Genomic DNA, 25,155 nt, shown 5'->3' with positions numbered 1-25,155 from the left:
CCCTGTTATGCAGCCGAGTCCTCTGGTCGAGGTCCTTCGTGCAAAGGTCTTGCGCGCTCAATACCAGGCCAGAAGCCCGTCAATCAAGCGGTTGGGTGCTCAGATGAGCACGTTTATAGGGGCGCAGCCTTGGCCGTGTAGGGGATAGTAGTGATGCGTTATCTCCTTTCCTTCAGATGTTGCCCAAATCAGGGATTATTTAGCCGAAGTTATTGTGACAACTTCACTGCGTGAATCTCTTCTCTGCGTAAGTTATCTCGTACATGTTCAGAGATAATGGTTACCGGTGGTATGAGCTACGCATTTGGACATAGTTCCAGTCCACCTCTCGTGAATTCTGAAATTTCTTGAAATATTGAAAAAGATGGCACTGCTTTCATATTGATAGCAACGGCTGTTTCACCCTTGATACATAGGGTCGTCGTCGGATTAGATAGTCTTATGCCACTACGAATAAATTTTTTTAGTGCCACTACTGAAAAAAATCACGAAAGTCGAGTGAAACTAAAGTTAGGATTTTGACTGATTGGAAATTGGCGCCAAATAACTGGCGAGAAAGGCGGGGGATTGTTTGACGATTTGAAGACGGTGCACGACGCTATTGAGGTCGTGCACCGACCGGGTGCACTTATTCGGGGGCGTGATCGCGCAGGAACACCAGATTGTCCGGTTTAGACTGCTCGGCACTGTACCGATAGCCCTGAACGTCAAACTGCTTGAGTGCTGCGGGGTCGTTGATGCGTTCTTCGATGACGAAGCGGCTCATCATGCCCCGGGCCTTTTTCGCGTAGAAGCTGATGATCTTGTACTGACCGTTTTTCAGGTCCTTGAACTCGGTATTGATGATGCGGGCATTCAGGGCGCTGCGTTTGACCGCCGAGAAATACTCGTTGGACGCCAGGTTCAGCAGCACATCATCGCCCTGATCGGCCAGGGCTTCGTTCAACCATTCGCTGATGCGCGTGCCCCAGAAGGCATACAGGTCCTTGCCACGGGCGTTGGGCAATTTGGTGCCCATTTCCAGACGGTACGGCTGCATCAGGTCCAGTGGACGCAACAGGCCATACAGGCCGGACAGCATGCGCAGATGCTGCTGGGCGTAATCGAAATCGGCTTCGCTGAAGGTTTGTGCGTTGAGACCGGTGTAAACGTCACCCTTGAACGCCAGCAGGGCCTGTTTGGCGTTTTCAGGCGTGAACGCCGGTGTCCAGCTGCCGAAACGCGCGGCGTTGAGCCCGCCGATCTTGTCGGAGACGTGCATCAGCTCGCTGATCTGCGCCGGCGTCAGGTCGCGCAATTGCAGGATCAGCTCCTGGGAATGGTCGAGGTATTGCGGTTGGGTGAAGCGCTGGGTGGCCGGCGGTGTTTCGTAATCGAGGGTCTTGGCGGGGGAAATCACCATCAGCATGAAGTCGTCTCCTTTAATCGTGGGGCGATTCTAGGGGGTTGTCCGTGTTGACTCCAGCTATCAAGTCCATAGGTGATCGACGGCTTACACAATATCTGTAGGAGCGAGGCTTGCCCGCGAAGGCGGTGTGTCAGTCGGCATCATCGGTAACTGATACACCGCTTTCGCGGGCAAGCCTCGCTCCTACAGGGGAACGTGGCCAGTGCCGGATCAGCTATAGTGCCGCGCGGGTTTTGTTATGGAGACATCCCATTGCGTATCGTTTTTCTTTTTTCGGCCTGGCTGTTGAGTTTCGGTGCCATGGCGGCGCCGGGCGATGTGGCGACGCTCGATCGCAGCACCTGGCCTGAACAGCTCAGCAATCCGACGCTGTTCGATGTCGCCTCGCGGGCAGAGATTCTGATGTTCGCGCGCGTGCTGCTGGCCAGCGAATCGCTGGATGAAGCAAGCCTGGCCCAGCGCCTGGGCCTGCGCACCATCAACCTGGACTCGGTCAACCGTCTGCGGCAGCGCATGTGGCAACAGTTGCTGGCCAACTACAACTTCGCCCAGCAGAGTTGTGATCAGGACGCTTCCTGGTGTTATCTGGTGGAGGACATGGCCACCTTGCGTGAGCAAGCCGCCAAGTTTCAGGTCAGCGCCGACAGCTACTACATCAAGTGGTCCGAGCCGAGCCGACTGTTCCATGCGCAGTACCTCGACGAGCAATTGCGCAAGGCTGCGCTGTTTCCGCAAACCAGCAGCGAAATCGATCGTTTTGGCGACTACGAGCGCAACGGCGAGCAGATGCATGACCGGCTGTTCCTGTTGACCTTCGACAGCGCCGCCAATGCCGCGCCGGACAACACGGCGTGGGTCACCGAGTACCTGCGCAAGGCCAACATGACGGGCACGTTTTTCGTACTTGGCAAGGACATTCAGGCGCGTCTGACCGATCGTTCCGTCGCCAACCTGCAAGCGACTTACTCGGCGCAGTGCATCGGCGTGCAAGGCTGGGAGTTCCGCTCCCACAGCTATTGGCAGGACTGGCAGGACTCGGTGCGGCGCAGCGCCGAACTGGTCAAAAGCAAATTTCCGGAGAACTACGTGCCGCTGTTTCGTCCTCCCGATGGTCAGCGCCGTTCAGATGCGCAAGGCTTCTTCAGATCCCAGGGCCTGCAAGTGGCGCTATGGGACATCGATGCCCAGGACGGCGCCGGCAAACTCAAGGCCAATCAGAGCGCGCAGCGCGTGTTGACCTTGATGCTGTTGTGGCGGCATGGGGTGATCAATTTCAACATTAAACAGGATGGCGTGAAAACGGCGATGCCCTGGCTTGTCACGCAAACGGCGCTCAGCGGGATCGGTTGGGAAGATTGTCAGGATGCGTTTCGCTGAAAGCGGGAAAGCCCATAAACATTGGGGCTAAGGCGATTCTGGAAGGAAATTCAGTGCAGGCGGACTTCCGACTTTAACGGCACATTGCCTGCACGCCAAGGGCTATTCGTCACTCTGAAAAATAAACTTCAAAAAAGCGTCAAAGTGCTTTTTTCTGTCACATGTTTTGGAGTATTACGAAGACAGACCGCCGAAACCTGCAACACAGGTGGCGTCTCCCAAGACCCATTTTGTGAGCAGTTCACCTGAGTCCCCGCAGGTGAATTCGGCAGTCACTTCGAGGCGCAGCACCGCCAAGGTATTGCGTCGAATGGCTCCCACAAAGGTGACCGAGTATGGATGATCACGGACGTAGTTCTTCCTCCAACCAGCCAATCCTTTATGTACTCGATACCAACGTATTGATTCACGATCCAAACGCCCTGCTGAACTTCGAAGAACACCACGTCGCGATCCCGATGACCGTGCTTGAAGAGCTGGACAAGCTCAAGAGCGGGCATCACAGCGTGGCTGCGGAATGCCGTCAGGCGATTCGCCTGATCGACAAGACCCTGGGCGAAGCCAGCCCTGAAGACGTTGAGCTGGGGGTGCCGATCCAGCGTGGCAAAAGTGGGCCCAAGGGTTTGCTGTCAATTCTGATGAGCAAACGCGCCGAACCGAACATCATTCTTCCCGAACACCTGAATGACAACATCATCATCAATCAGTTGATCGACCTGCACGCGCGTGCGCCAAAGCTGCCCGTCGTGCTGGTCACCAAAGACATCAACATGCGCCTCAAGGCCCGTGCCTGCGGGATCGCGGCCGAGGACTACAGCACTGACCAACTGGTTGATGACGTTTCGTTGCTGCCCAATGGTTATCACAACATGGACGGCTCCTTCTGGGATCGCGTGAGTAATGTCGAAACCCGTCAGGACCACGGCCGCACCTGGCATCAGGTGAAGCTGACCGACAACCTGCCGGCCGTGCACATCAACGAGTTCATCATTGACGAGCAGGGCTTTGTCGGCTGGATCAAGGAGATCGACGAAGACAAGCTGCTGATTCTCGATCTGCATCAGGAGCCCCTGTTGCACCAGGAAGCCTGGGGCCTGAAACCGCGTGACATCTATCAGAGCCTGGCGCTGTACGCCTTGCTTGATCCGGATATTCACCTGGTCAACCTGTCGGGTGCGGCCGGTTCCGGCAAAACCATCCTGGCACTGGCGGCGGCGATCGAGCAGACCATGGTCAGCAAACGCTATCGTCGGATCATCGCGACGCGCAGCGTGCAGGGCCTGGACCAGGAGATCGGTTTCCTGCCCGGCACCGAAGCGGAAAAAATGGAGCCGTGGCTGGGTGCCATCACCGACAACCTCGAAGCCTTGCACATGGATGACGAAAACACCCATGGCAGCGTCGATTACATCCTCAGCAAAGTGCCGTTGCAGTTCAAATCCCTCAACTACATCCGGGGGCGCAGCTTCCAGCAGAGCCTGATCCTGATCGACGAATGCCAGAACCTCACGCCGCACCAGATGAAAACCATCATCACCCGTGCCGGCGCCGGTTCCAAAGTGGTGTGCCTGGGTAACCTGGCGCAGATCGACACCCCTTACCTGTCCGCGACCAGCTCCGGGCTGACCTACCTGACTGAACGTTTCAAGGATTTCCCCAACGGTGTGCACATCACCCTGCAAGGGGTGCCTCGCTCGATTCTGGCCGAATACGCGGAATCGCATTTGTAACCACGTCACCAGAACCGGGCGGCCCTTGCGGGTCGCCCGGTTTTTTTATGCCCGACACAAAACCCTGTAGGAGCCGGCTTGCTGGCGATAGGGCCTTGAGCCTTGCGTTGATCTTAAGGCTGCCATCGCCAGCAAGCCGGCTCCTACAGGGTTGTGAATGATCCAATAATCAAACGTGCGGAAGATTGACCCACAGGTTTACAATCGAGGCTCTTGATCAGGAGTAACCCTGTGCTGACTCATCTCGATTCCCAAGGTCGCGCCAACATGGTCGACGTCACTGAAAAAGACGTAACGTTCCGTGAAGCCACCGCCCAGGCGCGGGTGCGCATGCTGCCCGAAACCCTGCAAATGATCGTCAGCGGCGGTCACCCCAAGGGTGATGTGTTCGCCGTGGCGCGCATCGCCGGCATTCAGGCGGCGAAGAAAACCAGCGATCTGATTCCTCTGTGCCATCCGTTGCTGCTCACCGGCGTCAAGGTCGAACTGAGTGCCGAAGGCGACGACACCGTGCGCATCGTCGCGAGCTGCAAGTTGTCCGGGCAGACCGGTGTCGAGATGGAAGCGCTGACCGCAGCCAGTGTCGCGGCGCTGACGATTTATGACATGTGCAAGGCCGTGGATCGTGGCATGACCATCGAGAGTGTGCGGTTGCTGGAGAAACTCGGGGGCAAGAGCGGTCATTACCAGGCGGATCAGTCATGAACCTCACCGTGAAGTTTTTCGCTCGTTATAGAGAAGCACTGGGTGTCGACTCAGTGAAAGTTGAAGGGGATTTCGCCACCGTCGATGACGTTCGCGCGCTGCTGGCCAAGCGTGACGGCGCCGATGTGTTGAGCGAGCAGAACCTGATGTGCGCCCGCAACGAAGACCTCTGCCAACTCGACGAGCCGGTAAGTGATGGCGATGAAGTGGCGTTCTTTCCGACCGTGACCGGGGGCTGAACCATGGCGATTCGCGTGCAGTCCACGGCGTTCGATCCGGGGGCGGAAGTCAACGCCATGCACGCCGCCAATGTCGGCGTCGGTGCGGTGGTGAGTTTTGTCGGTTACGTGCGCGACTTCAATGACGGGCTCGACGTGGCCGGGATGTTCCTGGAGCACTATCCGGGCATGACCGAAAAGGCCCTTGGCAAGATCGCCATCGAGGCCGAACAGCGCTGGCCGTTGCTCAAGCTGGAAGTGCTGCACCGCATCGGCGCCCTGGAACCGGGTGAGCCGATCGTCTTCGTCGGCGCGGCCAGCGCCCACCGCCAGGCCGCGTTCGATGCCTGCGCCTTTGTCATGGACTACCTGAAAACCCGCGCACCGTTCTGGAAAAAAGAGAACACCCGTGAAGGCGCGCGCTGGGTGGAAGGGCGTGACAGTGATCATGCGGCTGCGGATCGCTGGAAGCAGTAGTTCCTGTAGCGCATTCAATTACGCCTTCGCGGGCAAGCCTCGCTCCTACAGGGGGGTTGTGTCATACGCATATTATGTGAACGACACAAAACCCTGTAGGAGCGAGGCTTGCCCGCGAAGACGCCATCTGCATCACCCAATACCATCCTGACTCACCGCCCGACCACCGGCCGGCGCATCCGCATTCCCCCCAATTGACGGTTCATACATAAAAGTCCAGTATGGAATTATAAGTACAAAAAAGGCGTGCCCCGTTTCTGCTCTTTCTTCTGTCTTGCCAAACCAACAACAACCCGCGAGAGAACGAACATGAAGAAATTCCCCCTCATCACCGGTCTGGCCCTGAGCCTGTTGGCGTGCAGCACTCTGTTTGCCGCCGAGAAAACCCTGCGCATCGGCATCGAGGCGGCTTACCCACCGTTCGCGTCGAAAACCGACAAAGGTGAAATCGTCGGTTTCGACTACGACATCGGCAATGCCCTGTGCGCGCAGATGCAGGTCAAGTGCGTGTGGGTCGAAGGTGAGTTTGACGGTCTGATTCCTTCCCTGAAAGTGAAGAAAATCGACATGGCGCTGTCGTCCATGACCATCAACGAAGACCGCAAGAAGTCAGTGGACTTCACCCACAAGTACTACTTCACCTCATCGCGACTGGTGATGAAGGAAGGCGCGGCGGTGGATGATCAGTACGCCAGCCTCAAAGGCAAGACCGTCGGCGTGCAACGTGCGACCACCACGGATCGTTATGCCACCGAGGTTTTTGAACCCAAGGGCATCACTGTCAAGCGTTACGGCAACAACGAAGAGATCTACATGGACCTGGCGGCCGGTCGCCTCGACGCCATTTTCGCCGACACCATCCCGCTGAATGACTTTCTGTCGATGCCGCGCGGCAAGGGTTACGCCTTCGTCGGGCCGGAGCTCAAGGATCCGAAATACGTGGGCGAGGGCGCCGGGATTGCGGTGCGCAAAGGCAACACCGAGTTGGTCAGCCAACTGAACACGGCCATCGACGGTATTCGCGCCAGCGGCGAGTACCAGAAGATTTCGGATAAGTACTTCAAGTCTGATATCTACGGCGACTGACCGAACGCCCAGGTTTGAGAGGTTTCGCTGATGTACACGTTTCCCTTGTAGGAGCCGGCTTGCTGGCGATGGACCCAAGTGCGCCGCGTTGATCCAGGCAGCACGCGTTATCGTTAACGACCATCGCCAGCAAGCCGGCTCCTACAAGTTGGAGGCCGTCGGCTTTTTACATCCCACGAATATGCTGGAAGTTAATCCCTTCTTAACCGCCCTATCGTTTATTCCCCGACATCTATTCCGCACGCCCCGGGCTCTCCAACGTCCGGGCCAGCGTGTAGACTTCCGGTCAATCGATATCTAGAAGGGAAACGCAATGAGCGAGGAAACGATGCGGTTGGGCCGTGAGCGGCGCTATCTGGTGTTGCTGGGCATCATCTGTCTGGCGCTGATCGGCGGCGCGCTGTACATGCAGATCGTGCTGGGCGAGGCGCCGTGCCCGCTGTGCATCCTGCAACGCTACGCCTTGTTGCTGATCGCAATTTTCGCGTTCATCGGCGCGGCAATGCGCACCCGCCGCAGCATCACGGTGTTTGAAACCCTGGTGGTGATCTGCGCCCTGGCAGGCGTCGGCGTAGCTGGGCATCACGTCTATACCCAGTTCTATCCGGCGGTCAGCTGCGGCATCGATGTGTTGCAACCGATAGTCGATGGTCTGCCGTTGGCGAAGATCTTCCCGCTGGGGTTCCAGGTCGATGGTTTTTGCTCCACACCGTACCCGCCGATCCTCGGTCTGTCGCTGGCACAGTGGGCGTTGATTGCCTTTGTCCTGGTGGTGGTGCTGGTGCCGTTGCTCACCTCGCGCAACCGCAAGGCGCTGCGCTGACGTCATTCGCGGTATCGCTGCGTAACACATGAAAACGCCCCGGCCCTCGTTGAGAGAGCCGGGGCGTTTTGCCATTCAGGGCGCGGGTAAAAAGACCTTGATGCGCGACAAGAACGGGTGCGGCGCATGTGCGACATGTTGTCACAGCGCGAGTGTCGCAAGGCATTTCAACGAGTCGGATTGGTGCGTGTCCACGCAACGAAATTGGTCTTCTGATTTCGCAACAGGCTTTAACGCTCTCAACCTGGAACAGGCAGTTTTAACAGGCCCTGGCAAATTGCCAGAGCCCTTGTCACATGGGGGCTTAGGCAGGGTAGAGGGCAGAGGCAGAGCTTTCGATACTGTCTGAACTGCGCGTGGTAGCCCTACTTATTTTGGTGTTTTTGTTGAGAATTAATTTCGATAAGATGCCGCACTTTTGCGAAAACCGTTAATGATTGTTGCTGGAATGGATAAAAATTATTTCGGGATGAGACATGGTTTATGAATCGTTACATATCTACAATCGCCCGCACTGAATTCCCGGCACTGCTCACCCTGCTTCAGGTGCTTGAGCAGCAATAGGACGTCGAGGGGCCGGATGGCTTCATACGACTCCTCTGGTGTCGGTGCCTTCCAACTATCCGCACCAAATGGAATTGGTCTGTAACAAGGCCTTTGACCACGAATTCGAATAAGAACTCACCGCTTGCCCAGGAATTGTCGAGCAGCGTCTGACGCGCGACGGGCGGCCCTTATTCAATCCAAGAAAATGCCAACCCTTGGCAGGGTGAAGTGTTGGCGATCAAAACCCAACTGCATTGCGCAAGCTGCTTTAGAGGTCGTGAGATGAGTAAAAACAGGTACCCCAGACTACTAGGCTTATTGCCGCTGATCGGCACGTTGTTGCTGTCAGGCTGCAACATGACCTTGCTCGATCCCAAGGGCCAGGTTGGCCTGGACGAGCGAAACCTGATCATCACCGCAACGCTGCTGATGCTGTTGGTCGTGGTTCCGGTCATCGTCATGACCTTCCTGTTCGCCTGGAAATACCGCGCGTCCAACACCGACGCCGTGTACACGCCGAAGTGGTCGCACTCCACCAAGATCGAAATCGCGGTGTGGGCTGTTCCAGTGCTGATCATCATTGCCCTGGGTTATGTCACTTACAAGTCGACCCACGCACTGGACCCTTACAAGCCGCTGGTCTCCGACGTCAAGCCAATCACCATTGAAGTGGTCGCGCTGGACTGGAAGTGGATGTTCATCTATCCGGAGCAAGGCATCGCCACCGTCAACAAGATCGTGTTCCCGGCGCACACGCCGATCAACTTCAAGGTGACTTCGGACTCCGTGATGAACTCGTTCTTCATCCCGGCGCTGGGTGGCCAGATCTACGCGATGGCCGGCATGCAGACCAAACTGCACCTGATCGCCAACCAGAACGCTGAAATGGACGGTATCTCCGCCAACTACAGCGGCGCGGGTTTCACCGGCATGAAATTCAAAGCTATCGCCACTTCCCAGGAAGATTTCGACGCCTGGGTCAGCGAAGTCAAAAAGGCACCTAAACAGCTTGAAAAAGCTGAATACGAAGCCCTTTCCAAGCCAAGCCAGAACAACCCAGTCGAGCTCTACTCCTCGGTCACGCCGAACCTGTTCCAGATCATCGTCGACAAGTACGAAGGCATGAAACCAGGCAAGCCGATGCACCACGAGAAGAAAGAGCACGAAGTGGCCGCCATGGAAGGGATGGACATGAGTTCGCATTCAGCTGCCGGGGCAGAGGAGTAAACGATGTTTGGTAAATTAAGTTGGGAAGCGATCCCGTTCCACGAGCCGATCGTGATGATAACCATCTCGATGATCGCGCTCGGTGGTCTGGCGTTGTTCGCTGCAATCACCTACTTCAAGAAGTGGACTTACTTGTGGACCGAGTGGCTGACGTCGGTCGACCACAAGAAAATCGGCGTGATGTACATCATCGTCGCCATGGTCATGCTGCTGCGCGGCTTTGCCGACGCCATCATGATGCGTACCCAGCTGGCCATGGCCACCGAGGGTTCGCCTGGCTACCTGCCACCTGAACACTATGACCAGATCTTCACCGCTCACGGTGTGATCATGATCATCTTCATGGCGATGCCATTCTTCACCGGCCTGATGAACCTTGCAGTGCCGCTGCAGATCGGCGCGCGTGACGTTGCCTACCCGTTCCTGAACTCCCTGAGCTTCTGGTTGCTGGTATCCGGCGTAGTGCTGATCAACCTGTCCCTGGGCGTCGGCGAATTCGCCAAGACCGGCTGGGTTGCCTATCCACCGCTGTCGGGCCTGCAATACAGCCCTGGCGTGGGGATGGATTACTACATCTGGGCGCTACAGCTATCCGGGTTGGGTACGACGCTGACGGGGGTCAACTTCCTCGCCACCGTGCTGAAAATGCGTACCCCTGGCATGAAGCTGATGGACATGCCGATCTTCACCTGGACCTGCACCTGGGCCAACGTTCTGATCGTGGCTTCGTTCCCGATCCTGACCGCTACCCTGGCACTGCTGACGCTTGACCGTTACATGGATTTCCACATTTTCACCAATGAACTTGGTGGCAATCCGATGATGTACGTCAACCTGTTCTGGGCCTGGGGTCACCCCGAGGTTTACATCCTGATTCTGCCGGCGTTCGGGATCTTCTCCGAAGTCATTTCGACCTTCTCCGGCAAGCGTCTGTTCGGCCACCACTCGATGATCTACGCCTCGGGCGCGATCTCGATCCTGGGCTTCATGGTCTGGCTGCACCACTTCTTCACCATGGGTTCGGGTGCCAGCGTCAACGCCTTCTTCGGTCTGGCGACGATGCTGATTTCGATCCCGACGGGGGTGAAGCTATTCAACTGGCTGTTCACCATCTACCAGGGCCGTCTGCGTTTCACCAGCCAGGTTCTGTGGACCCTGGGCTTCATGGTGACCTTCGCCATCGGCGGCATGACCGGCGTACTGCTGGCCATCCCGGGTGCCGACTTCGTTCTGCACAACAGCCTGTTCGTGATCGCGCACTTCCACAACGTGATCATCGGCGGCGCGGTATTCGGTTACATCGCAGGCTTCGGCTTCTACTTCCCTAAAGCGTTCGGCTTCAAGCTGCACGAAGGTTGGGGCAAGGCAGCGTTCTGGTTCTGGATCACCGGCTTCTTCGTCGCGTTCATGCCGCTCTATGTACTGGGCTTCATGGGCATGACCCGTCGTCTGAACGCCACCACCAACCCTGAGTGGGTGCCGTACCTGTACGTCGCCATGTTCGGTGCGGTGATGATTGCCGTCGGCATCGCTTGCCAGCTGATTCAGCTGTACGTCAGCGTGCGTGATCGCAACAAGCCAGAAAACATGTGCGAACACGGCGACCCGTGGAATGCACACACCCTGGAATGGTCGACCTCGTCGCCACCACCGTTCTACAACTTCGCGGTACTGCCAAAAGCAGAAACCATCGATCCGTTCACCGAAGCCAAGGAAAACGGTACTGCGTACAAGGCTCCGGCCAAGTACGAGCCGATCCACATGCCAAACAACACCGCGACCGGTGTGGTCATGGGTGCTCTGTTGACCGTGTTCGGGTTCGCGATGATCTGGCACATCTGGTGGTTGGCTGCATTCGGCCTGATCGGCACCGTGGTGTACTTCGTGATCCACGCTGCACGTGATGATCAAGGCTATATGGTGCCGGTCGACGTGATCGAGCGCATCGAAGCCGAGCAGCACAAGCGTCTGGTAGCGGCCGGGAAAGTCCCAGCCACCGCCACCCGTGTTGAAACCTCGTTGGAACAGGCTTAAACCATGTCGAACTTAGTGACCAATGCTGGACACACCCATGTCGATGGACATGGGCACGATGACCATCACCACGACTCGGGCGAGATGACCGTATTCGGTTTCTGGCTCTACCTGATGACCGACTGCATCCTGTTTGCATCGATCTTCGCGGCGTACGCGGTACTGGTTAACAACGTAGCGGGTGGCCCGTCGGGCCACGACATCTTCGAACTGCCATACGTACTGGGCGAAACCGCTCTGCTGCTGTTCAGTTCGATCACCTACGGCTTCGCCATGCTGGCGTTGTTCAAGGGCAAGAAGAACCAGGTCCTGGGCTGGCTGGCCCTGACCTTCATGTTCGGTGCCGGCTTCATCGGCATGGAGATCAACGAGTTCCACATGCTGATCTCCGAGGGCTTCGGTCCTAGCCGCAGCGGCTTCCTGTCCGGGTTCTTCACCCTGGTCGGCACCCACGGTCTGCACGTGACCAGCGGTCTGATCTGGATGGCGATCATGATGTACCAGGTGCAGAAAAACGGCCTGACGGCGACCAACAAGACCCGTCTGAGCTGCCTGAGCCTGTTCTGGCACTTCCTGGACGTGGTGTGGATCTGCGTATTCACCGTTGTTTATCTGATGGGGACTATGTAAATGGCTAACGCTCATTCCCACGATAGCCACGACGCCGGCCACGGCAGCGTCAAGTCCTACGCTATCGGTTTCATCCTGTCGGTCATCCTGACGGTCATTCCTTTCGGCCTGGTGATGTACCCATCGCTGCCGAAAGCCTTGACCCTGTGGATCGTACTGGCCTTCGCAGTGATCCAGGTGCTGGTGCACCTGGTGTACTTCCTTCACCTGGACCGTTCGGCCGCGCAGCGTAACAACGTGATTGCGTTTGTGTTCGCCGCGATCGTGATCGTCCTGCTGGTTGGCCTGTCGTTGTGGATCATGTTCAGCATCCACTCCAACATGATGGCGCACTGAGGTAAATCCGGATGTCCTTGAAGCACTTTATCCAAATCACCAAACCGGGGATCATTTTCGGTAACGTGCTTTCAGTGGCAGGCGGATTTTTCCTGGCCTCGAAAGGGCATGTCGATCTGGCCATCTTCCTGGCCGCCATGATCGGCACGTCCCTGGTAGTGGCTTCCGGTTGCGTGTTCAACAACTGCATCGACCGTGACATCGACATCAAGATGGAACGCACCAAGAACCGGGCGCTGGTGCAGGGCTTTGTCTCCCTGAAACTGGCCCTGGTCTTCGCGACCGTCCTGGGTGTTACCGGCGTTGCGTTGCTGTACAAGGTGGCCAATCCGTTGGCTGCGCTGTTCGCCGTAATCGGCTTCGTCATCTACGTCGGCTTCTACAGCCTGTACCTCAAGCGCAAGTCGGTTCACGGCACGCTGGTGGGCAGTCTGTCGGGTGCGATGCCGCCGGTGATCGGCTATGTCGCGGTGAGCAACACCTTCGACATGGCTGCACTGACGCTGCTGGTGATGTTCAGCCTGTGGCAGATGCCGCATTCCTACGCCATCGCGATCTTCCGCTTCAACGATTACCTGGCCGCATCGATTCCGGTGTTGCCCGTGAAGCGCGGGATTCAAGTGGCCAAGAAGCACATCCTGATCTACATCCTGGCCTTCCTCGTGGCGACCTTGATGCTGACCTTCAGCGGTTACGCCGGCATGAGCTACCTCGCCGTCGCCGCGGCCATGGGCATGTACTGGTTGTACATGGCCTGGACCGGCTACAAGGCAGTGGATGACACGGTCTGGGCACGCAAGCTGTTCGTGTTCTCGATCTTCACCATTACCGCGTTGAGCGTGATGATGTCCCTGGACTTCAAAGTGCCGACCGAGCTGTTGCTGACGTACGCGCCTTAAGCGTCGGATGCTGTAACGAAAAACCCCGCCCTTTGAGAGAAGGAGCGGGGTTTTTTGTTGGCGGCATTCTGGTGGACCGTGTTGCCTGCATCGCGAGCAAGCTTGCTCCTACAGTTGATCGGCGTTGCTCCACATCTTGAGTACGACACAGACCCCTGTAGGAGCAAGCTTGCTCGCGATGGCGGTCTGACAGACGACAACGATTCATCGGTAAAGCTGCAGAAACTTCCCACACAGCTTTCAGGTTGTCGGTCGGAAGTCGCCTGTCTTACCTTTGGATCGTTGGCGATGAGGAGCCTCCACCCTAGGGTCTAAACCTCATCCTGCAAGACTACTTGAGGATTAAAGATGGCAATGTCCTTTAATGGCTACGACCTCTCATCAGCATTGGCCACATTGGTCAGGAATCCATTAAATCAAGCAGATGACGTTGCGCTGGTGAGCGCCGCCAAATCGGTCTGGTACTCCAATTCGAATCTTGAGAGTGAAGTTGCAGCTTTTCTGAATTGCCATACTGACGAGGTTGAGCTTCGACGCGCTGGCTACTTGCTTGAGCGGTTCACTCGCTTTGCATGCGTATCCGATAGCCGCGTTTCGGAAGCCCTCAATGCTCTTGAGCTTTTTGCACATTCGACTTCCCATCAAGAGGCCACGCCACAAGCAGTCACACCGCTGTGCCGACGTCGTGATGAGCTTGCCATCTCTTGGGGATTGAGTGAAGGGCTTGGCCTGAAGGCTCAGACCCTGATGCCTTACCAGACAAGGCACTATGAGGCAGAGCAGCGCGCGATGTTTTCCTGAGCTAATTGACATCTGAAAAGCCCCGCATTCAAAAGAATCGCGGGGCTTTTTCATTCAAGCGCGGTTGTTACACGGTGCTTCGAGCACCTTCACCACGTCATCGATCACAGCCTTGCTCATCTCCTGCAAAAAGTGCGAGGCCCAGGCGTGCCGGTCACTGTCGCGAACCATGGCGGCGTCGGAGGCGAGGAGCTTGGCGACGTGGAGCAGGTCGGAAGCGTGGGAGAGGGCTTCGATCACCGGGACACCGGCGCTGATGCGGAAGAGCGGTTCGTTGGCGTGGAAGGAAAAATGGGTGAGGCCGATGGTTTTCAGGTCTTGGGGATTGGTCATTGGACACCTCCAATGGTTGGGAGGTGATGGGGGATGACGGAAACAGCAGATGAATAGATAACGCTCATTAGCAACTCCTATAGTCCAATAGAGCTGCCGCATTCGTTATCAGGCGAATGGGTGGCAGCTGTGCGCAGGCTGATAAACCGGTCATAGGCACCCGGCAGACCCAAAGGTCTCCCACGCACAGCCACCATTGCACGAAATTTCAGGCATAAAAAAACGCCGAAAATCGTGATTTGGGCGCTGAGGCGCCTATATGTTACCCGGGTTATCAGGCCCGGTCGCTGAATTGACAGCGACCGGGCGAAGTTAGCGTGTGGATATCAAATTGCACAATCGTGGCCTTGTGCTGGCCGGGATGCGTTTGGACACCGCAGTCCTTGTGGGAGCGGGCTTGCCCGCGAAGGCGGTGTATCAGGCAACATTGATGCTGGATGTGACGGCCTCTTCGCGGGCAAGTCGGGTCGCCGCACCGCTCGCTCCTAAAGGACGGTGGTGGTCAGTTACTTACTTGGTGTATCGAGCAACCGAAAGAACCGCTCCCGCACCTGAACGTTGTCACTGTGCGCCACGTTGAAACGCAGGAAGTGACTGGCATCCGGCGCTTTGCTGAGCAGGGTGCCGGGCGCGAGCACCAGGTCGATGTCCAGGCCTTTCCTCGCCAGCGTTTCGGCATGATGCCCTTCGGGCAATCGCGTCCAGATAAACAACCCTTCATGGGGCAGCGATGACACCGAGCAACCGGCTTCCATCAGCCAACTGCTCACCCGACTGCTCGCCTCGTAAAGCCGATCCACCGTGCGCCGGGTGTGTTTGGCATAGCTGCCGTCACTGAGCATCGTGCAGATAATCTGCTCCGCCAGTTCCGACGTCATGCCACCGCAGGCCATTTTCAGGGTGACCATCCGTGCCGCCAGTTGCGGCGAAAGCACCGCATAGCTGACCCGACTGTTCGCCGTCAGGGTCTTGGAGAAACCGGAAACGTAACTGACATTGTCCAGCCCGCCCGCTGCCAGGCGCGGGGTCGTTCGTTGCTGCATGTCGCAATACAAATCGTCTTCGAGGATGTGAAAACCGTAACGGTGGCTCAACTCCAGCAAGCGATAGACCTGCGCCGGGGAGAACGAGTGCCCGGTCGGATTGTGCAGGGTGTTATTGGTCATGTAGAGCACGGGCCGATGGACAATCAGCAATTGCTCGAAGGCGTCCAGGTCCATGCCGTCCGCGCCACGGGGGATGGTGATGACCCGGGCGCCATGCAGGGCCAGGTTGGTGTGCATGGTGAAGTAACACGGATCGTCAAGCAGCACCGTGTCGCCGGGTTTGACCAGCAGGCGCATCAGCATGTCGATGGCCTGCACGGTGTTGGCGGTGGTGATGATCTGGTCCACCGGCACTTCGATGCCCAGGGTCGCCAGTTTGACCCGCAACGCTTCACGCAGCGGCAGGTAACCGGCGGCGACGCCGTATTCGCCCATGCGCAGGGACGTTGCGCGCAGCGTGCCGCGCACGGCTTTGAGCAATTCGTCCGCCGGTAGCCACGAGGAAGGCAGAAAACCGGCGCCGGGGCGCAGCGAGCCGTTGTCCTGCAGCACCGCGCGGCGGACCACGCTGAGGGTGTCTTGAGGTTGCAGGTCTGGACCGGCATCGGTCTTGAGCGTGATGCTGGAGCGGTGCACGTAATGCCCCGACCCCTGGCGTGAAACCACCAGACCCTTGGCGCGCAAGCGGTCCAGCGCATCCACCACCGTGGACTTGCCCACGTTCATCAACTCGGAAAGTTCGCGAATCGGCGGCAGCCGCGAGCCGTGAGGCAGCCCGCCCTGGCTGATCGCTACCGACAATTGATCGACGATCTGCTGGACCAGCGGCATACCCGGCTGGAACTCGATGGCGGCGATCACTGCACGCTGAACCTGCATTTTACTGGTCTCTCCGGCAGTAAAGTTCGTTTGATTCTATACGAACTTGCTCTGATGAAAACAAGCGACTCTCTCTACCATCACCTTACAGACTTTCCTGATTGTTCGCGCTGAACGCCTGAATAATCGCTGGTTCCAGAGGTGTTGCATGAGTGTTCAAACAACCGTCGCCGTCGCTAAACCGGTGATCAATATTCGCCTGTTCACGATCCGGATCATCACCGCCGTGTCGCTGTTTGCCGTGCTGGGCAAGGCCAACGTCTGGCTCGACACCGCCACCAACAGCATCCTCGCCCTCGGTTATCGGGCGTTGCTGTTGCTGCTGCCGCTGACGTTATTGGTGCTGGGCCGTCGCTCCCTGAGCGTCACGTTGATGTGCGCCGCCCTCGGGCTGGTGTTGCTGGCGGTCACCAGCAACCAGGGCATGGTGATGTTCGCCGCCGCGTTGTTCGCCTACGGCATCGCGATTGCCGGTTACCTGATCAAGAGCGAAGCCGCCCAAACCAAGGAGGGCGCGGCCTACAACCGCGTCGCCATGAACATGGGCAGTCTGGTGGCGGGCCTGATCCTGCTCTCGCCGCTGCTGACCCCGACCCTGTTTTTCCTCGGCGCGGCGGGTTTCGTCCTGCTGTGCCTGCCCATCGCCATGGGCGCGACCTTCACCTCTCAACCGGTGGTTGCCAGCCCGGTCACTCATGACGGCAGCGGCTGGCGCAACAAACTGCCATGGGTGATCGCCGGCATCATCATGGGCATCAAGCTGTTCGGCGTGTTCTCGATCCTGCCCCAGGCAATCCTGCTCAAAACCGGCGAACTGCCGGCCTGGTATGGCCTGATGCTGATCCTCAACAGCGCCGTGGTGGTCTTCGCCCAGGTGCCGATGATGAAACTGATCGAGCGCACCGGGCGCTTCAAGGTGGTCGCTGTCATCGGGATCATCATCGGCGGCTTCGCGGTGCTCTCGTCGCCGGGCGCATTCCACGTCGAAACCCTTGTGGGCGCGTTGATCTGGGTCGCGCTGCTGTCCATCGCCGAGTGCGCGTTCAGCTACCTCGATTACTTCTCCGTCAAACAAAACAACATGTTCGTCAAGGAAGTGTCCCTGGGCGTCGGCGCCGGGCTGACGGTGCTGATCATGCGGGTCATGCCGCCGCCCTATAGCGCCCTGGTACTGGCGGCCATCGGCGCGGGAGGCATCCTCGCCTGGTACTGGCTCAACCGTAGATCCAACGCGTCGCTGCACGACTGAGTCACCGCGTTTGCGTTTTTTACTCCACAGGTCGGAGGCTTCATGAATACGACGTCATGCGTAGTGGTGGTCGGGTACAACGGCAATCGGGTTCACGACATCCAGAAACTGCGCGAACTCTGCAAAACGCTCTACAACGCCCGGTTGATCCTGCTGGTCGAGAAGATTCAGCCCGATGACGACCAGGTGGCCGATCACGTCTGCAGCACGTCGCTGGCGCCGGAAGATGTCACCGAGTCCCTTGAACTGGTGGCGGGTTGCTTGAATGCCGATCACTGGAAACTGATCGGCGTGCTGCCGTTTTCCGACCGTGGCGTGCTGCTCGGTGCGGCGCTGGCGAGTCATTACGGCTTGCCCGGCATCACCCCGGCCGAGGCGCGTGCGGGGTTGGATAAACAAATCTTTCGCAAGCTGGAAGCAGCGGCCGAGCGTTCGCCGGAAGATTATCGCCCGGTGTTTTCCGTGCGCATCGAAAGCCTCGCCGAGCTGCGTCAGCGGGTCGTCGAACTGGGCGGCAAAGCCTTCATCAAACCGGCCTGTGAAGGCGCAAGCAGGGGCTGCCGGGTCATCCATCATCCGTCCGAATGCGACGAGGCGTGGCAGGCACTCAAGCCGTATCGCGAGGGCGGCATCGTCCTTGAAGAGCTGATTCAGAACGCCCGGGAATACAGCTGGGATTACGTTGCGGGCAGCACGTGGGTCACTGAGAAAACCACCACCGAAGGCGCCTATCGCGCGGAAATCCAGCAAGTGGTGCCGGCACCGCTGGCGGCAGACGTGCAGGCCCGACTGGCGGCAGCCGGACGACACATGTCCGGGTTGGTCTCGCTGGATAACGGCGCGTACCACAACGAGGTGTTCCTGCGCAGCGATGGCCTGACGTCGGCGGTGGAAACCAACATGCGCCCCGGCGGCATGCACATCTGGGACCTGGCCCGCCTGGCGTTCGTCGATTTCGATCCGTGGGAACGCTGGGTCAGGTGGGCAGTGGAAGGCAAGACCGACCCGCGCGATCCCGTCGCTCGGGGCTATTGCGGCATCCGTCTAGTCCGGGCACCGGCCGGCGGACTGCTGCGCTACGTGCCGGACATCGAGTCCCTGGCCCGGGACCTGAACATCGACCTGGTAGAAGCCGTTTACACCAAACGCCTCAGTGATTCGGTCACCGCACTGGTGAAGGACAACACCTCGTTTATCGGCCACATCGTGTTGTTCAGCGAAGACTACGCACAGCTCAGCGACAACCTGCTGCGCCTGGCAGACGCGATCGAATCACGTGTCGAGGTCACTTGCCTGGCGGCCCCGGCGAGAGCCGCGGGTTGAGTCTCCCGAATCTGCGTTTTGGTATTTTTGAGTTGAGAGGATTGTTTCAATGATCGAGCAAAAAATGACCTGTGATGAGCGCTTTATAGCCCTGGCGAAAGAGCTGGACTATGACATCTACGGCGAAAACACTGCGGGTGGTCATTACGCGCCGCTGATTCGGCATCACGATGAGCTCTATCTCAGCGGTCTGGTGCCGCGCATGACCGGCGAAATCCGCTACCCCGGCAGAGTAGGGCTGGAGCTCAGCCTGGCCGATGCACAAGCCGCCGCCAGTATCAGCGCCATGCGCGGGCTGGCCTTGATCGTTGATGCCATCGGCTCGTTGGACAAAATAAAGTCGCTGATACGTATCACTGTTTACGTGAAGTCCACGGCGGACTTTGTTGACCTCAGCGAAGTTGCCAACGGTGCATCGGATGTCTTCAGCCATGTGCTGGGCGATGCGGGTAAACATACTCGAACCACTGTCGGCGTTTATCAGTTACCGAAAAATGCCGCCGTAGAAGTTGACATGATTGTGGCGCTTCGGCCTTCGGTTTTGTGAGTGTTAGTGCGCCGACTTTACAGTGATCAATTGTTCACCTAGTGTCTGGTCACTTAAGTCGCTCATAACTCGGTGTTTACGGATGAATAACATTCAAGGTGGTTTTTTTTCATATAAGGACTTTCGCCAGAGTTTAACCCGTCCACCGGTGAGTGCTCGGGTGTGGAAGGGCGATGAACTTACCGATATGCGCCACAGCCTTGCGGCCAGCGAGGTCGATATTGTCGCGCTGGCTCACCATGACAGCAGCGAAGGTTGCAAGTTGACGCCAGGGATGGCGGTGTCGATGCAATGGTTGAACCCTGGCACCGAACTGAACGGTCATGCCCATTCGTGGTGGCACCTGTTCATCATTCAGTCCGGCAGCGGCACCTTGACCCTGGGCGATGCCGATGCAGTGAACATAAGCCCCGGCGACGTGTTGCTGGTGCCGGCCTGGTCCCGGCACGGCTTCGTCAACACCAGCGCCACTGAGCCGCTGGCCATGCTGAACATGAGCAACATGCCCCAGATGGCGTTGCTCTCCAATGCTGCAGACGCCACGGTCTGACACGCTAAATCTTCCCGTTTTGCCCACCAGGGAGTCCGCATGCGCAGACTCCCTTTTTCATTTCTGCTACCCCGGCAGGTCAGGGTTGTTTTGATTTTCTGTATCCGTAGAAACAGATAATTTCTGTATCTGTTCAGCACCTGGCCAACTAACTACGATCAATTCCAATGCAACGGATTATTGTGGTTAGTGCAAGGGAGCGTTCTATGGATAGTACGAAGCTGAAACTGTATGTTGGCGCAGATTTTGTCAGTGCTTTTGCAATGTCGGCATTTGTTGCGCTGAAAGAAAAGCAACTTTCGTTTGAACTTGTTAAGGTCGATTTAAAGGCGCGTGATAACTACCTGGCGAGTTATCGTGATGTATCGCTGACCTGCAAGATTCCCACGCTGGTTCACGATGGTTTTGCACTGTCGGAATCTTCGGCCATTGCCGAATACCTGGAAGAAATAGCGCCGGGGCATAAAAAACTGTTCCCGCTCGACATCAAACAGCGCGCTCGCGCCCGTCAGCTCCAGGCCTGGCTGCGCAGTGATTTGTTGGTGATTCGCAAAGAGCGCCCGGCGGACCTCATCTACTTCGGCAAGAAAGAAACCCCGTTGTCAGACGACGCCCAGGCCGCTGTCGCAAGGCTGTTCTTCGTCGCGGATCGGTTGCTGGAGGAGGGGGCCGATCACCTGTTTGGTGACTGGAGCATTGCCGACACCGACCTGGCAATCATGCTCAACCGATTGCTCGCCAATGGCGACCGCGTTCCTCAGCGGCTCGCGGCCTATGTGCGCCGGCAGTGGGATCGCGACAGCGTTCGGGCATGGATGGACATAGAGCGCGCAGCGCCGGCCATCCAGTAACTAACGCCAGGCAATCACCAGGAGCGCTGCCATGCAGGGACCGTCGGAGCTGGAAAGATACAAACCCTACAACTCACGCACCATTCGCGACACGCCGTACTGGCAGAAACTGACGCCAGCGTTGCAGGAAGCCATGACCGTGGTGGCCCGGGTCATGCCGTTTCGCACCAATGAATATGTGCTGGGCACGTTGATCGACTGGAACAACATCCCGGACGATCCGATTTTTCGCATGACCTTTCCCCACAAGGACATGCTGCTACCGGACGAATACGCGTCGCTCAAGCAACTGATCGAACGGGATGACGCCGTCGCCATCAAGCGACGGATCGAGGCGATCTGGTTGCGCATGAACCCGCATCCAGCCGGGCAGCTGACGCACAACGGCGCGACCCTCGACGGAAAAATCCTGCCGGGCATTCAGCACAAGTATCGCGAGACCGTGCTGTTTTTCCCCGGTGCCGGTCAGACGTGTCACGCCTACTGCACGTTCTGTTTCCGCTGGGCGCAGTTCATCGGCGAAGAGGAGCTCAAGTTCAACGCGCGTGAGTCCCAGGAGCTGGTGAATTACCTGCGGGTGCACACTGAAGTGACGGATGTGCTGATCACCGGTGGCGATCCGATGATCATGAACACCCGTTCGCTGGCCGGTTACATCGAGCCGCTGCTGGCGCTGCCGCACCTCAAAAGCATCCGCATCGGCACCAAGTCCGTGGCGTATTGGCCACAGCGGTTTGTCAGCGACAAGGATGCGCCGCAGCTGCTGGATCTGTTCAAGCGCATCGTTGCGGCCGGGAAAAACCTGTCGGTCATGGGGCACTACAACCACCCGGTCGAGATTCGCCAGGACATTGCCCGGCAGGCTGTCGAACGCATTCGTTCCACCGGAGCGACGTTGCGCATGCAGGCGCCGGTGATCCGCCACATCAACGAGAACCCTGCAGATTGGGCCGAACTATGGACTGAAGGCGTGCGGCTGGGAGCGGTGCCTTATTACATGTTCGTCGAGCGCGATACCGGGCCCAGCCACTACTTCGCGATGCCACTGGCGCGTGCGTTCGAGATCTTCCAGGCGGCTTACCGCACGGTGTCCGGGCTGGCGCGCACCGTGCGCGGGCCATCCATGAGCACCTTCTACGGCAAGGTGTTGATCAACGGCATCGAGACCGTGGCCGGGGAGAAAGTCTTCGTGCTGCAGTTTCTCCAGGCTCGGGACCCGCAATGGGTATTGCGCACGTTCTATGCGCGCTTTGATCCGAGCGCGACCTGGTTCGATGAGTTGCGGCCAGCGTTTGGCGAACGTGCGTTCTTCTTTCAGCCAGAGCCTGCGGCAGCGCCCGAATTGATACCGGTCCTGCTCGAAACGGCGTAGGACGATTCATCAGGAGATAAGGATATGAGCAGTATTCCGTTTGATCAGCGAGAAGGTTTTATCTGGCTCGACGGCGAGTTCGTCGAGTGGTCCGAGGCACGCTTGCATGTGCTGACCCATGGTTTGCACTACGCGAGCACCGTGTACGAAGGGGAGCGCGTCTACAACGGCAAGATCTTCAAGCTGCGCGAACACAGCGAGCGGCTGTATCGCTCGGCACAGTTGATGGATTTTGCGATTCCCTATGAGCTGGCCGAACTGGAAGCGGCCAGTCATGAACTGCTGCAACGCAACAACGTCGTGGACGGCTATCTGCGGCCGGTGGCGTGGCGTGGCAGTGAAATGATCTCGACCTCGGCTCGTTTCAACCGTGTGCATGTGGCGATCGCCTGCTGGCAATGGCCGAGTTACTTCGACCCGGCGGGGCACATGGGCGGCATTCGCTTGAAGACCGCGCAGTGGCGCCGTCCGCCGCCAAGCAGCAGCCCGTTCGAAGCCAAGGCGTCCGGGCATTACCAGATCGCCACGCTCAGCAAGCACGATGCGGAAAACAACGGTTTTCACGACGCGCTGATGCTCGACTGGCGCGGTCACGTCGCCGAAGCCACCAGCGCCAACGTGTTCTTCGTCAAGGACCGGACGCTGCACACGCCGCTGCCCGATTGCTTCCTCAATGGCATCACCCGCCAGACCGTTATCGAATTGGCCGGGGCGCTGGATTACCAGGTGGTCGAGCGCACCATTCTTCCTGCGGAGCTTGGCGATTTCGATGAGTGTTTTCTGACGGGCACCGCCGCCGAAATCACCCCCGTGCAGAGCATCGACGAGCAGCGCTACCGACCGGGCAACGCCTGCCGCGAATTCATTGCCGCTTACACCTCAACCGTTAACGCCTGATAAACCGCCAGGAACACCACCATGTCAGATCAAGGGATTGTTGCGTCTACACCTTACGTTTCACTGGGCCACCGCCATGACGAATTGTCGTCCCGCGGCTGGACGGTACTGACCCCGGCCGAATTTGCCTACGATGTCGTCGGCACATTGCAGGCGTTCGGTCAGATCATTCCGCAATTCAACGGGCAGACGGCCTTCGCCATTACCCGCAAACCGGGGTACGAAGCGTTGCCGTACTCCCAGAGCATGAACGGCATCGGCCCGCACACCGAAGCGCCGGTCTACGGCCCACCGCCGCGTTATCTGGCGCTGCATTGTCATCATCAGGCCACGTGCGGTGGCGGACATACCGGGTTGGTCGACGGGATCGAGTTTTTGGCATTCCTCGAACGCACGGAGCCCGAGTTGCGCGAATGGATCGACGACACGCCCGTGGAGTTCGTGGCCACCGCCAAACCGGGTGAAGTGGCGCAAACGCGGGTCAAGGAATACATCCTGACGCCTACAGAGGACGGGGACATTTTCCGCTTCAGCTACAACCAGTTTCACTACGGCGATGTGAACCCTTCCGAGGAGGATCTGCAGCAATCGAAGGTGACGAACAGCTCATCGCCACTGGCCAGGTTCGCGATGCTCGGCGAGGAATACTTCATCCAGCACAACACGCCGGTGCTGATTCCCGACGGTTGCATGCTGATTTGGGACAACTGGCGAATGATCCACGCCCGCAGTCGATACACTGACCCGGCGCGAAACCTGACCCGCTACTGGCTGGCCTGATTCATCCGTCGCCCACAATTCCATCGGCGTACCCCTCGGCGGGTACGCGTCTTACAGGTATCGCGTCATGCAAACAGCAATCGAGATCGCCAAGGTCGATCATCAACTGGTCGTGCGGCTCAATCAGGCCTGGACCAAAAGGGCCACGGTGTGCGCACCGGACAAGGCCTCGGTCAGCGAAGCGTTCGACCCGACGCGCCCGGATTACCCGGAGTGCATGGTGCCGTTTTTCCATCACCCGAAATTCCAGGCCCTGAGCGACGAACTCAAAAGCACCGTGGTGACCTGGGGCTGGATCGGCTACAACCTGCGCACGGTCACGGCCGAAGAGCACGTGGTGAACCCGGCGCTGAGCGTCATCGCCAATCAATACCTGGGCAAAAACGACTGGCATTTTCGCGAAGCGATGCAGCAGACGTTGATCGACGAGCACTACCACACGCTCATGCACCTGCGGGCCATCGAACGGACCAAAGAGGATCGAGCGCTTGATCAGGATCTGGACCTGCCGCCGTCGGTGACCTATCTGCGTCTTGCCGCGCTGCGTGAGGAATTGCCCGAGCAGTGGCAGCGCGATCTGGCGGCGATCACCTTCGCGGTAGTGGCCGAGATCAGCGTCAACGCTTACCTCGATCTACTGGCCGACGATCAAACCATTCAGCCGCAAAACCGCCGCGTCGCCGAACTGCATAACCGCGACGAATATGCCCACAGCAAGATTCTCGCGGAAGTGGCGAAGGTCATGTACGCCAACATGCAGCCGCCTCAACGGGCATTTTTCGCACAGACGCTGTCGGTGGCGCTGAGTGCTTTTGTCGCTCAGGACTACTCGATGTGGGAGGCGATTCTGACGCAGCTTGGCGTCGAAGACGCTGCGCTGATCATTGCCGACACCCGGGAGAGCAACAAGAACGCCACGATCATGCGCGACTACAGCGGCCTGCACCGTCTGGCGCAGGATCTGGGGATTAGCGACGAGATCGATTTCGACTTCCGTCCGACCCTCAAAACCGCTGCAGTGGCCTGATCGG

General features: G+C 58.1%; 25 protein-coding genes. 22 read left to right on the top strand and 3 right to left on the bottom strand.

All coding sequences use genetic code 11. The features are described 5' to 3' along the window. Nucleotides 1-628: 628 nt before the first annotated feature. Complete coding sequence (yaaA, locus tag ACYZUC_RS15325) at nt 629-1,408, bottom strand: peroxide stress protein YaaA (RefSeq protein WP_008025377.1); 780 nt, start codon at nt 1,406-1,408, stop codon at nt 629-631. Between the two features lie 252 nt (nt 1,409-1,660). Here yaaA and ACYZUC_RS15320 point away from each other — a divergent pair, with 252 nt between their 5' ends. The 13 genes from ACYZUC_RS15320 to ACYZUC_RS15260 all read left to right on the top strand — a co-directional run bounded on the left by ACYZUC_RS15320 (nt 1,661) and on the right by ACYZUC_RS15260 (nt 14,297). Beyond that, nucleotides 1,661-2,785 (top strand): polysaccharide deacetylase family protein, encoded by a 1,125-nt coding sequence (locus ACYZUC_RS15320; protein ID WP_461996625.1) that lies wholly within the window; start codon nt 1,661-1,663, stop codon nt 2,783-2,785. Between the two features lie 335 nt (nt 2,786-3,120). Beyond that, nucleotides 3,121-4,515, top strand: a complete 1,395-nt coding sequence (locus ACYZUC_RS15315) for a PhoH family protein (protein ID WP_008025381.1) — start codon at nt 3,121-3,123, stop codon at nt 4,513-4,515. 231 nt (nt 4,516-4,746) lie between these two features. After that, on the top strand, nt 4,747-5,220 hold the full coding sequence (gene moaC, locus ACYZUC_RS15310) for a cyclic pyranopterin monophosphate synthase MoaC (protein WP_008044525.1): 474 nt from the start codon (nt 4,747-4,749) through the stop codon (nt 5,218-5,220). Next, nucleotides 5,217-5,459 carry a molybdopterin converting factor subunit 1 gene (gene moaD / locus ACYZUC_RS15305; protein ID WP_008025385.1) on the top strand — a complete coding sequence of 81 codons (243 nt, stop codon included), beginning with the start codon at nt 5,217-5,219 and terminating at the stop codon, nt 5,457-5,459. The genes moaC and moaD overlap by 4 nt, the downstream gene beginning before the upstream one ends. A 3-nt stretch (nt 5,460-5,462) precedes the next feature. After that, nucleotides 5,463-5,915 (top strand): molybdopterin synthase catalytic subunit MoaE, encoded by a 453-nt coding sequence (gene moaE, locus ACYZUC_RS15300; RefSeq protein WP_008044526.1) that lies wholly within the window; start codon nt 5,463-5,465, stop codon nt 5,913-5,915. Between the two features lie 309 nt (nt 5,916-6,224). Then, entirely contained in the window at nt 6,225-7,001 is a 777-nt protein-coding gene (locus ACYZUC_RS15295; RefSeq protein ID WP_461996624.1) for an ABC transporter substrate-binding protein, read from the top strand. A gap of 313 nt (nt 7,002-7,314) precedes the next feature. Then, a complete protein-coding gene (locus ACYZUC_RS15290; RefSeq protein WP_032828589.1) occupies nt 7,315-7,824 on the top strand; it encodes a disulfide bond formation protein B in 510 nt (169 codons plus the stop codon). Between the two features lie 828 nt (nt 7,825-8,652). Beyond that, entirely contained in the window at nt 8,653-9,597 is a 945-nt protein-coding gene (cyoA, locus tag ACYZUC_RS15285) for a ubiquinol oxidase subunit II (RefSeq protein WP_008025394.1), read from the top strand. Nucleotides 9,598-9,600: 3 nt separating this feature from the next. Further along, nucleotides 9,601-11,631, top strand: a complete 2,031-nt coding sequence (cyoB, locus tag ACYZUC_RS15280) for a cytochrome o ubiquinol oxidase subunit I (protein WP_461996623.1) — start codon at nt 9,601-9,603, stop codon at nt 11,629-11,631. 3 nt (nt 11,632-11,634) lie between these two features. Beyond that, nucleotides 11,635-12,261, top strand: a complete 627-nt coding sequence (locus tag ACYZUC_RS15275) for a cytochrome o ubiquinol oxidase subunit III (protein ID WP_192346092.1) — start codon at nt 11,635-11,637, stop codon at nt 12,259-12,261. Next, entirely contained in the window at nt 12,262-12,597 is a 336-nt protein-coding gene (gene cyoD / locus ACYZUC_RS15270) for a cytochrome o ubiquinol oxidase subunit IV (RefSeq protein ID WP_095132945.1), read from the top strand. 11 nt (nt 12,598-12,608) lie between these two features. Beyond that, the gene (gene cyoE / locus ACYZUC_RS15265; protein ID WP_461996622.1) at nt 12,609-13,496 is read left to right on the top strand and encodes a heme o synthase; all 888 of its coding nucleotides are present in this window, start codon (nt 12,609-12,611) and stop codon (nt 13,494-13,496) included. Nucleotides 13,497-13,844: 348 nt separating this feature from the next. Then, nucleotides 13,845-14,297, top strand: a complete 453-nt coding sequence (locus ACYZUC_RS15260; protein WP_461996621.1) for a hypothetical protein — start codon at nt 13,845-13,847, stop codon at nt 14,295-14,297. A 54-nt stretch (nt 14,298-14,351) separates the two neighbouring features. Here ACYZUC_RS15260 and ACYZUC_RS15255 read toward each other — a convergent pair whose 3' ends face one another. Next, entirely contained in the window at nt 14,352-14,630 is a 279-nt protein-coding gene (locus ACYZUC_RS15255) for a DUF3077 domain-containing protein (RefSeq protein WP_461996620.1), read from the bottom strand. A 506-nt stretch (nt 14,631-15,136) separates the two neighbouring features. After that, complete coding sequence (locus ACYZUC_RS15250; RefSeq protein WP_461996619.1) at nt 15,137-16,555, bottom strand: aminotransferase-like domain-containing protein; 1,419 nt, start codon at nt 16,553-16,555, stop codon at nt 15,137-15,139. Between the two features lie 148 nt (nt 16,556-16,703). Between ACYZUC_RS15250 and ACYZUC_RS15245 the strand changes: the two genes are divergently transcribed. The 9 genes from ACYZUC_RS15245 (at nt 16,704) to ACYZUC_RS15205 (ending at nt 25,151) form a co-directional block, all read left to right on the top strand. After that, entirely contained in the window at nt 16,704-17,804 is a 1,101-nt protein-coding gene (locus tag ACYZUC_RS15245) for a hypothetical protein (RefSeq protein WP_461996618.1), read from the top strand. Nucleotides 17,805-17,846: 42 nt separating this feature from the next. Next, on the top strand, nt 17,847-19,127 hold the full coding sequence (locus ACYZUC_RS15240; protein ID WP_461996617.1) for a biotin carboxylase: 1,281 nt from the start codon (nt 17,847-17,849) through the stop codon (nt 19,125-19,127). A 49-nt stretch (nt 19,128-19,176) separates the two neighbouring features. Further along, on the top strand, nt 19,177-19,674 hold the full coding sequence (locus tag ACYZUC_RS15235) for a RidA family protein (RefSeq protein ID WP_008025407.1): 498 nt from the start codon (nt 19,177-19,179) through the stop codon (nt 19,672-19,674). 82 nt (nt 19,675-19,756) lie between these two features. Then, on the top strand, nt 19,757-20,224 hold the full coding sequence (locus ACYZUC_RS15230) for a cupin domain-containing protein (protein WP_461996616.1): 468 nt from the start codon (nt 19,757-19,759) through the stop codon (nt 20,222-20,224). Between the two features lie 206 nt (nt 20,225-20,430). After that, on the top strand, nt 20,431-21,075 hold the full coding sequence (yfcF, locus tag ACYZUC_RS15225; RefSeq protein ID WP_223554796.1) for a glutathione transferase: 645 nt from the start codon (nt 20,431-20,433) through the stop codon (nt 21,073-21,075). Nucleotides 21,076-21,106: 31 nt separating this feature from the next. Then, nucleotides 21,107-22,447, top strand: coding sequence for a KamA family radical SAM protein (locus ACYZUC_RS15220; RefSeq protein ID WP_461996615.1), 1,341 nt, complete (start codon nt 21,107-21,109; stop codon nt 22,445-22,447). A gap of 24 nt (nt 22,448-22,471) precedes the next feature. Continuing rightward, nucleotides 22,472-23,344, top strand: coding sequence for a branched-chain amino acid aminotransferase (locus tag ACYZUC_RS15215; protein WP_461996614.1), 873 nt, complete (start codon nt 22,472-22,474; stop codon nt 23,342-23,344). Nucleotides 23,345-23,365: 21 nt separating this feature from the next. Next, nucleotides 23,366-24,124 (top strand): TauD/TfdA family dioxygenase, encoded by a 759-nt coding sequence (locus ACYZUC_RS15210; protein ID WP_008025417.1) that lies wholly within the window; start codon nt 23,366-23,368, stop codon nt 24,122-24,124. A gap of 67 nt (nt 24,125-24,191) precedes the next feature. Then, nucleotides 24,192-25,151 (top strand): diiron oxygenase, encoded by a 960-nt coding sequence (locus ACYZUC_RS15205; RefSeq protein WP_461996613.1) that lies wholly within the window; start codon nt 24,192-24,194, stop codon nt 25,149-25,151. Nucleotides 25,152-25,155: the final 4 nt, after the last annotated feature.

The sequence above is a fragment of the Pseudomonas sp. GT1P32 genome, assembly GCF_054897805.1.
The sequence above is the reverse complement of the archived record's forward strand: the minus strand, read 5'-3'. Positions and strand labels throughout refer to the sequence as shown.

Excerpts from the sequence above, each read along its gene's own strand:
- ACYZUC_RS15230 (WP_461996616.1), top strand. The coding sequence starts at position 19,757 with ATGAATAACATTCAAGGTGGTTTTTTTTCATATAAGGACTTTCGCCAG.
- cyoE (WP_461996622.1), top strand. The coding sequence starts at position 12,609 with ATGTCCTTGAAGCACTTTATCCAAATCACCAAACCGGGGATCATTTTC.
- moaE (WP_008044526.1), top strand. The coding sequence starts at position 5,463 with ATGGCGATTCGCGTGCAGTCCACGGCGTTCGATCCGGGGGCGGAAGTC.
- ACYZUC_RS15315 (WP_008025381.1), top strand. The coding sequence starts at position 3,121 with ATGGATGATCACGGACGTAGTTCTTCCTCCAACCAGCCAATCCTTTAT.
- cyoD (WP_095132945.1), top strand. The coding sequence starts at position 12,262 with ATGGCTAACGCTCATTCCCACGATAGCCACGACGCCGGCCACGGCAGC.
- yaaA (WP_008025377.1), bottom strand. The coding sequence starts at position 1,408 with ATGCTGATGGTGATTTCCCCCGCCAAGACCCTCGATTACGAAACACCG.
- ACYZUC_RS15240 (WP_461996617.1), top strand. The coding sequence starts at position 17,847 with ATGAATACGACGTCATGCGTAGTGGTGGTCGGGTACAACGGCAATCGG.
- ACYZUC_RS15245 (WP_461996618.1), top strand. The coding sequence starts at position 16,704 with ATGAGTGTTCAAACAACCGTCGCCGTCGCTAAACCGGTGATCAATATT.
- ACYZUC_RS15275 (WP_192346092.1), top strand. The coding sequence starts at position 11,635 with ATGTCGAACTTAGTGACCAATGCTGGACACACCCATGTCGATGGACAT.
- yfcF (WP_223554796.1), top strand. The coding sequence starts at position 20,431 with ATGGATAGTACGAAGCTGAAACTGTATGTTGGCGCAGATTTTGTCAGT.
- ACYZUC_RS15260 (WP_461996621.1), top strand. The coding sequence starts at position 13,845 with ATGGCAATGTCCTTTAATGGCTACGACCTCTCATCAGCATTGGCCACA.
- ACYZUC_RS15250 (WP_461996619.1), bottom strand. The coding sequence starts at position 16,555 with ATGCAGGTTCAGCGTGCAGTGATCGCCGCCATCGAGTTCCAGCCGGGT.
- ACYZUC_RS15210 (WP_008025417.1), top strand. The coding sequence starts at position 23,366 with ATGTCAGATCAAGGGATTGTTGCGTCTACACCTTACGTTTCACTGGGC.
- cyoA (WP_008025394.1), top strand. The coding sequence starts at position 8,653 with ATGAGTAAAAACAGGTACCCCAGACTACTAGGCTTATTGCCGCTGATC.
- cyoB (WP_461996623.1), top strand. The coding sequence starts at position 9,601 with ATGTTTGGTAAATTAAGTTGGGAAGCGATCCCGTTCCACGAGCCGATC.
- ACYZUC_RS15290 (WP_032828589.1), top strand. The coding sequence starts at position 7,315 with ATGAGCGAGGAAACGATGCGGTTGGGCCGTGAGCGGCGCTATCTGGTG.
- ACYZUC_RS15215 (WP_461996614.1), top strand. The coding sequence starts at position 22,472 with ATGAGCAGTATTCCGTTTGATCAGCGAGAAGGTTTTATCTGGCTCGAC.
- moaD (WP_008025385.1), top strand. The coding sequence starts at position 5,217 with ATGAACCTCACCGTGAAGTTTTTCGCTCGTTATAGAGAAGCACTGGGT.
- ACYZUC_RS15255 (WP_461996620.1), bottom strand. The coding sequence starts at position 14,630 with ATGACCAATCCCCAAGACCTGAAAACCATCGGCCTCACCCATTTTTCC.
- ACYZUC_RS15205 (WP_461996613.1), top strand. The coding sequence starts at position 24,192 with ATGCAAACAGCAATCGAGATCGCCAAGGTCGATCATCAACTGGTCGTG.
- ACYZUC_RS15295 (WP_461996624.1), top strand. The coding sequence starts at position 6,225 with ATGAAGAAATTCCCCCTCATCACCGGTCTGGCCCTGAGCCTGTTGGCG.
- ACYZUC_RS15220 (WP_461996615.1), top strand. The coding sequence starts at position 21,107 with ATGCAGGGACCGTCGGAGCTGGAAAGATACAAACCCTACAACTCACGC.
- ACYZUC_RS15235 (WP_008025407.1), top strand. The coding sequence starts at position 19,177 with ATGATCGAGCAAAAAATGACCTGTGATGAGCGCTTTATAGCCCTGGCG.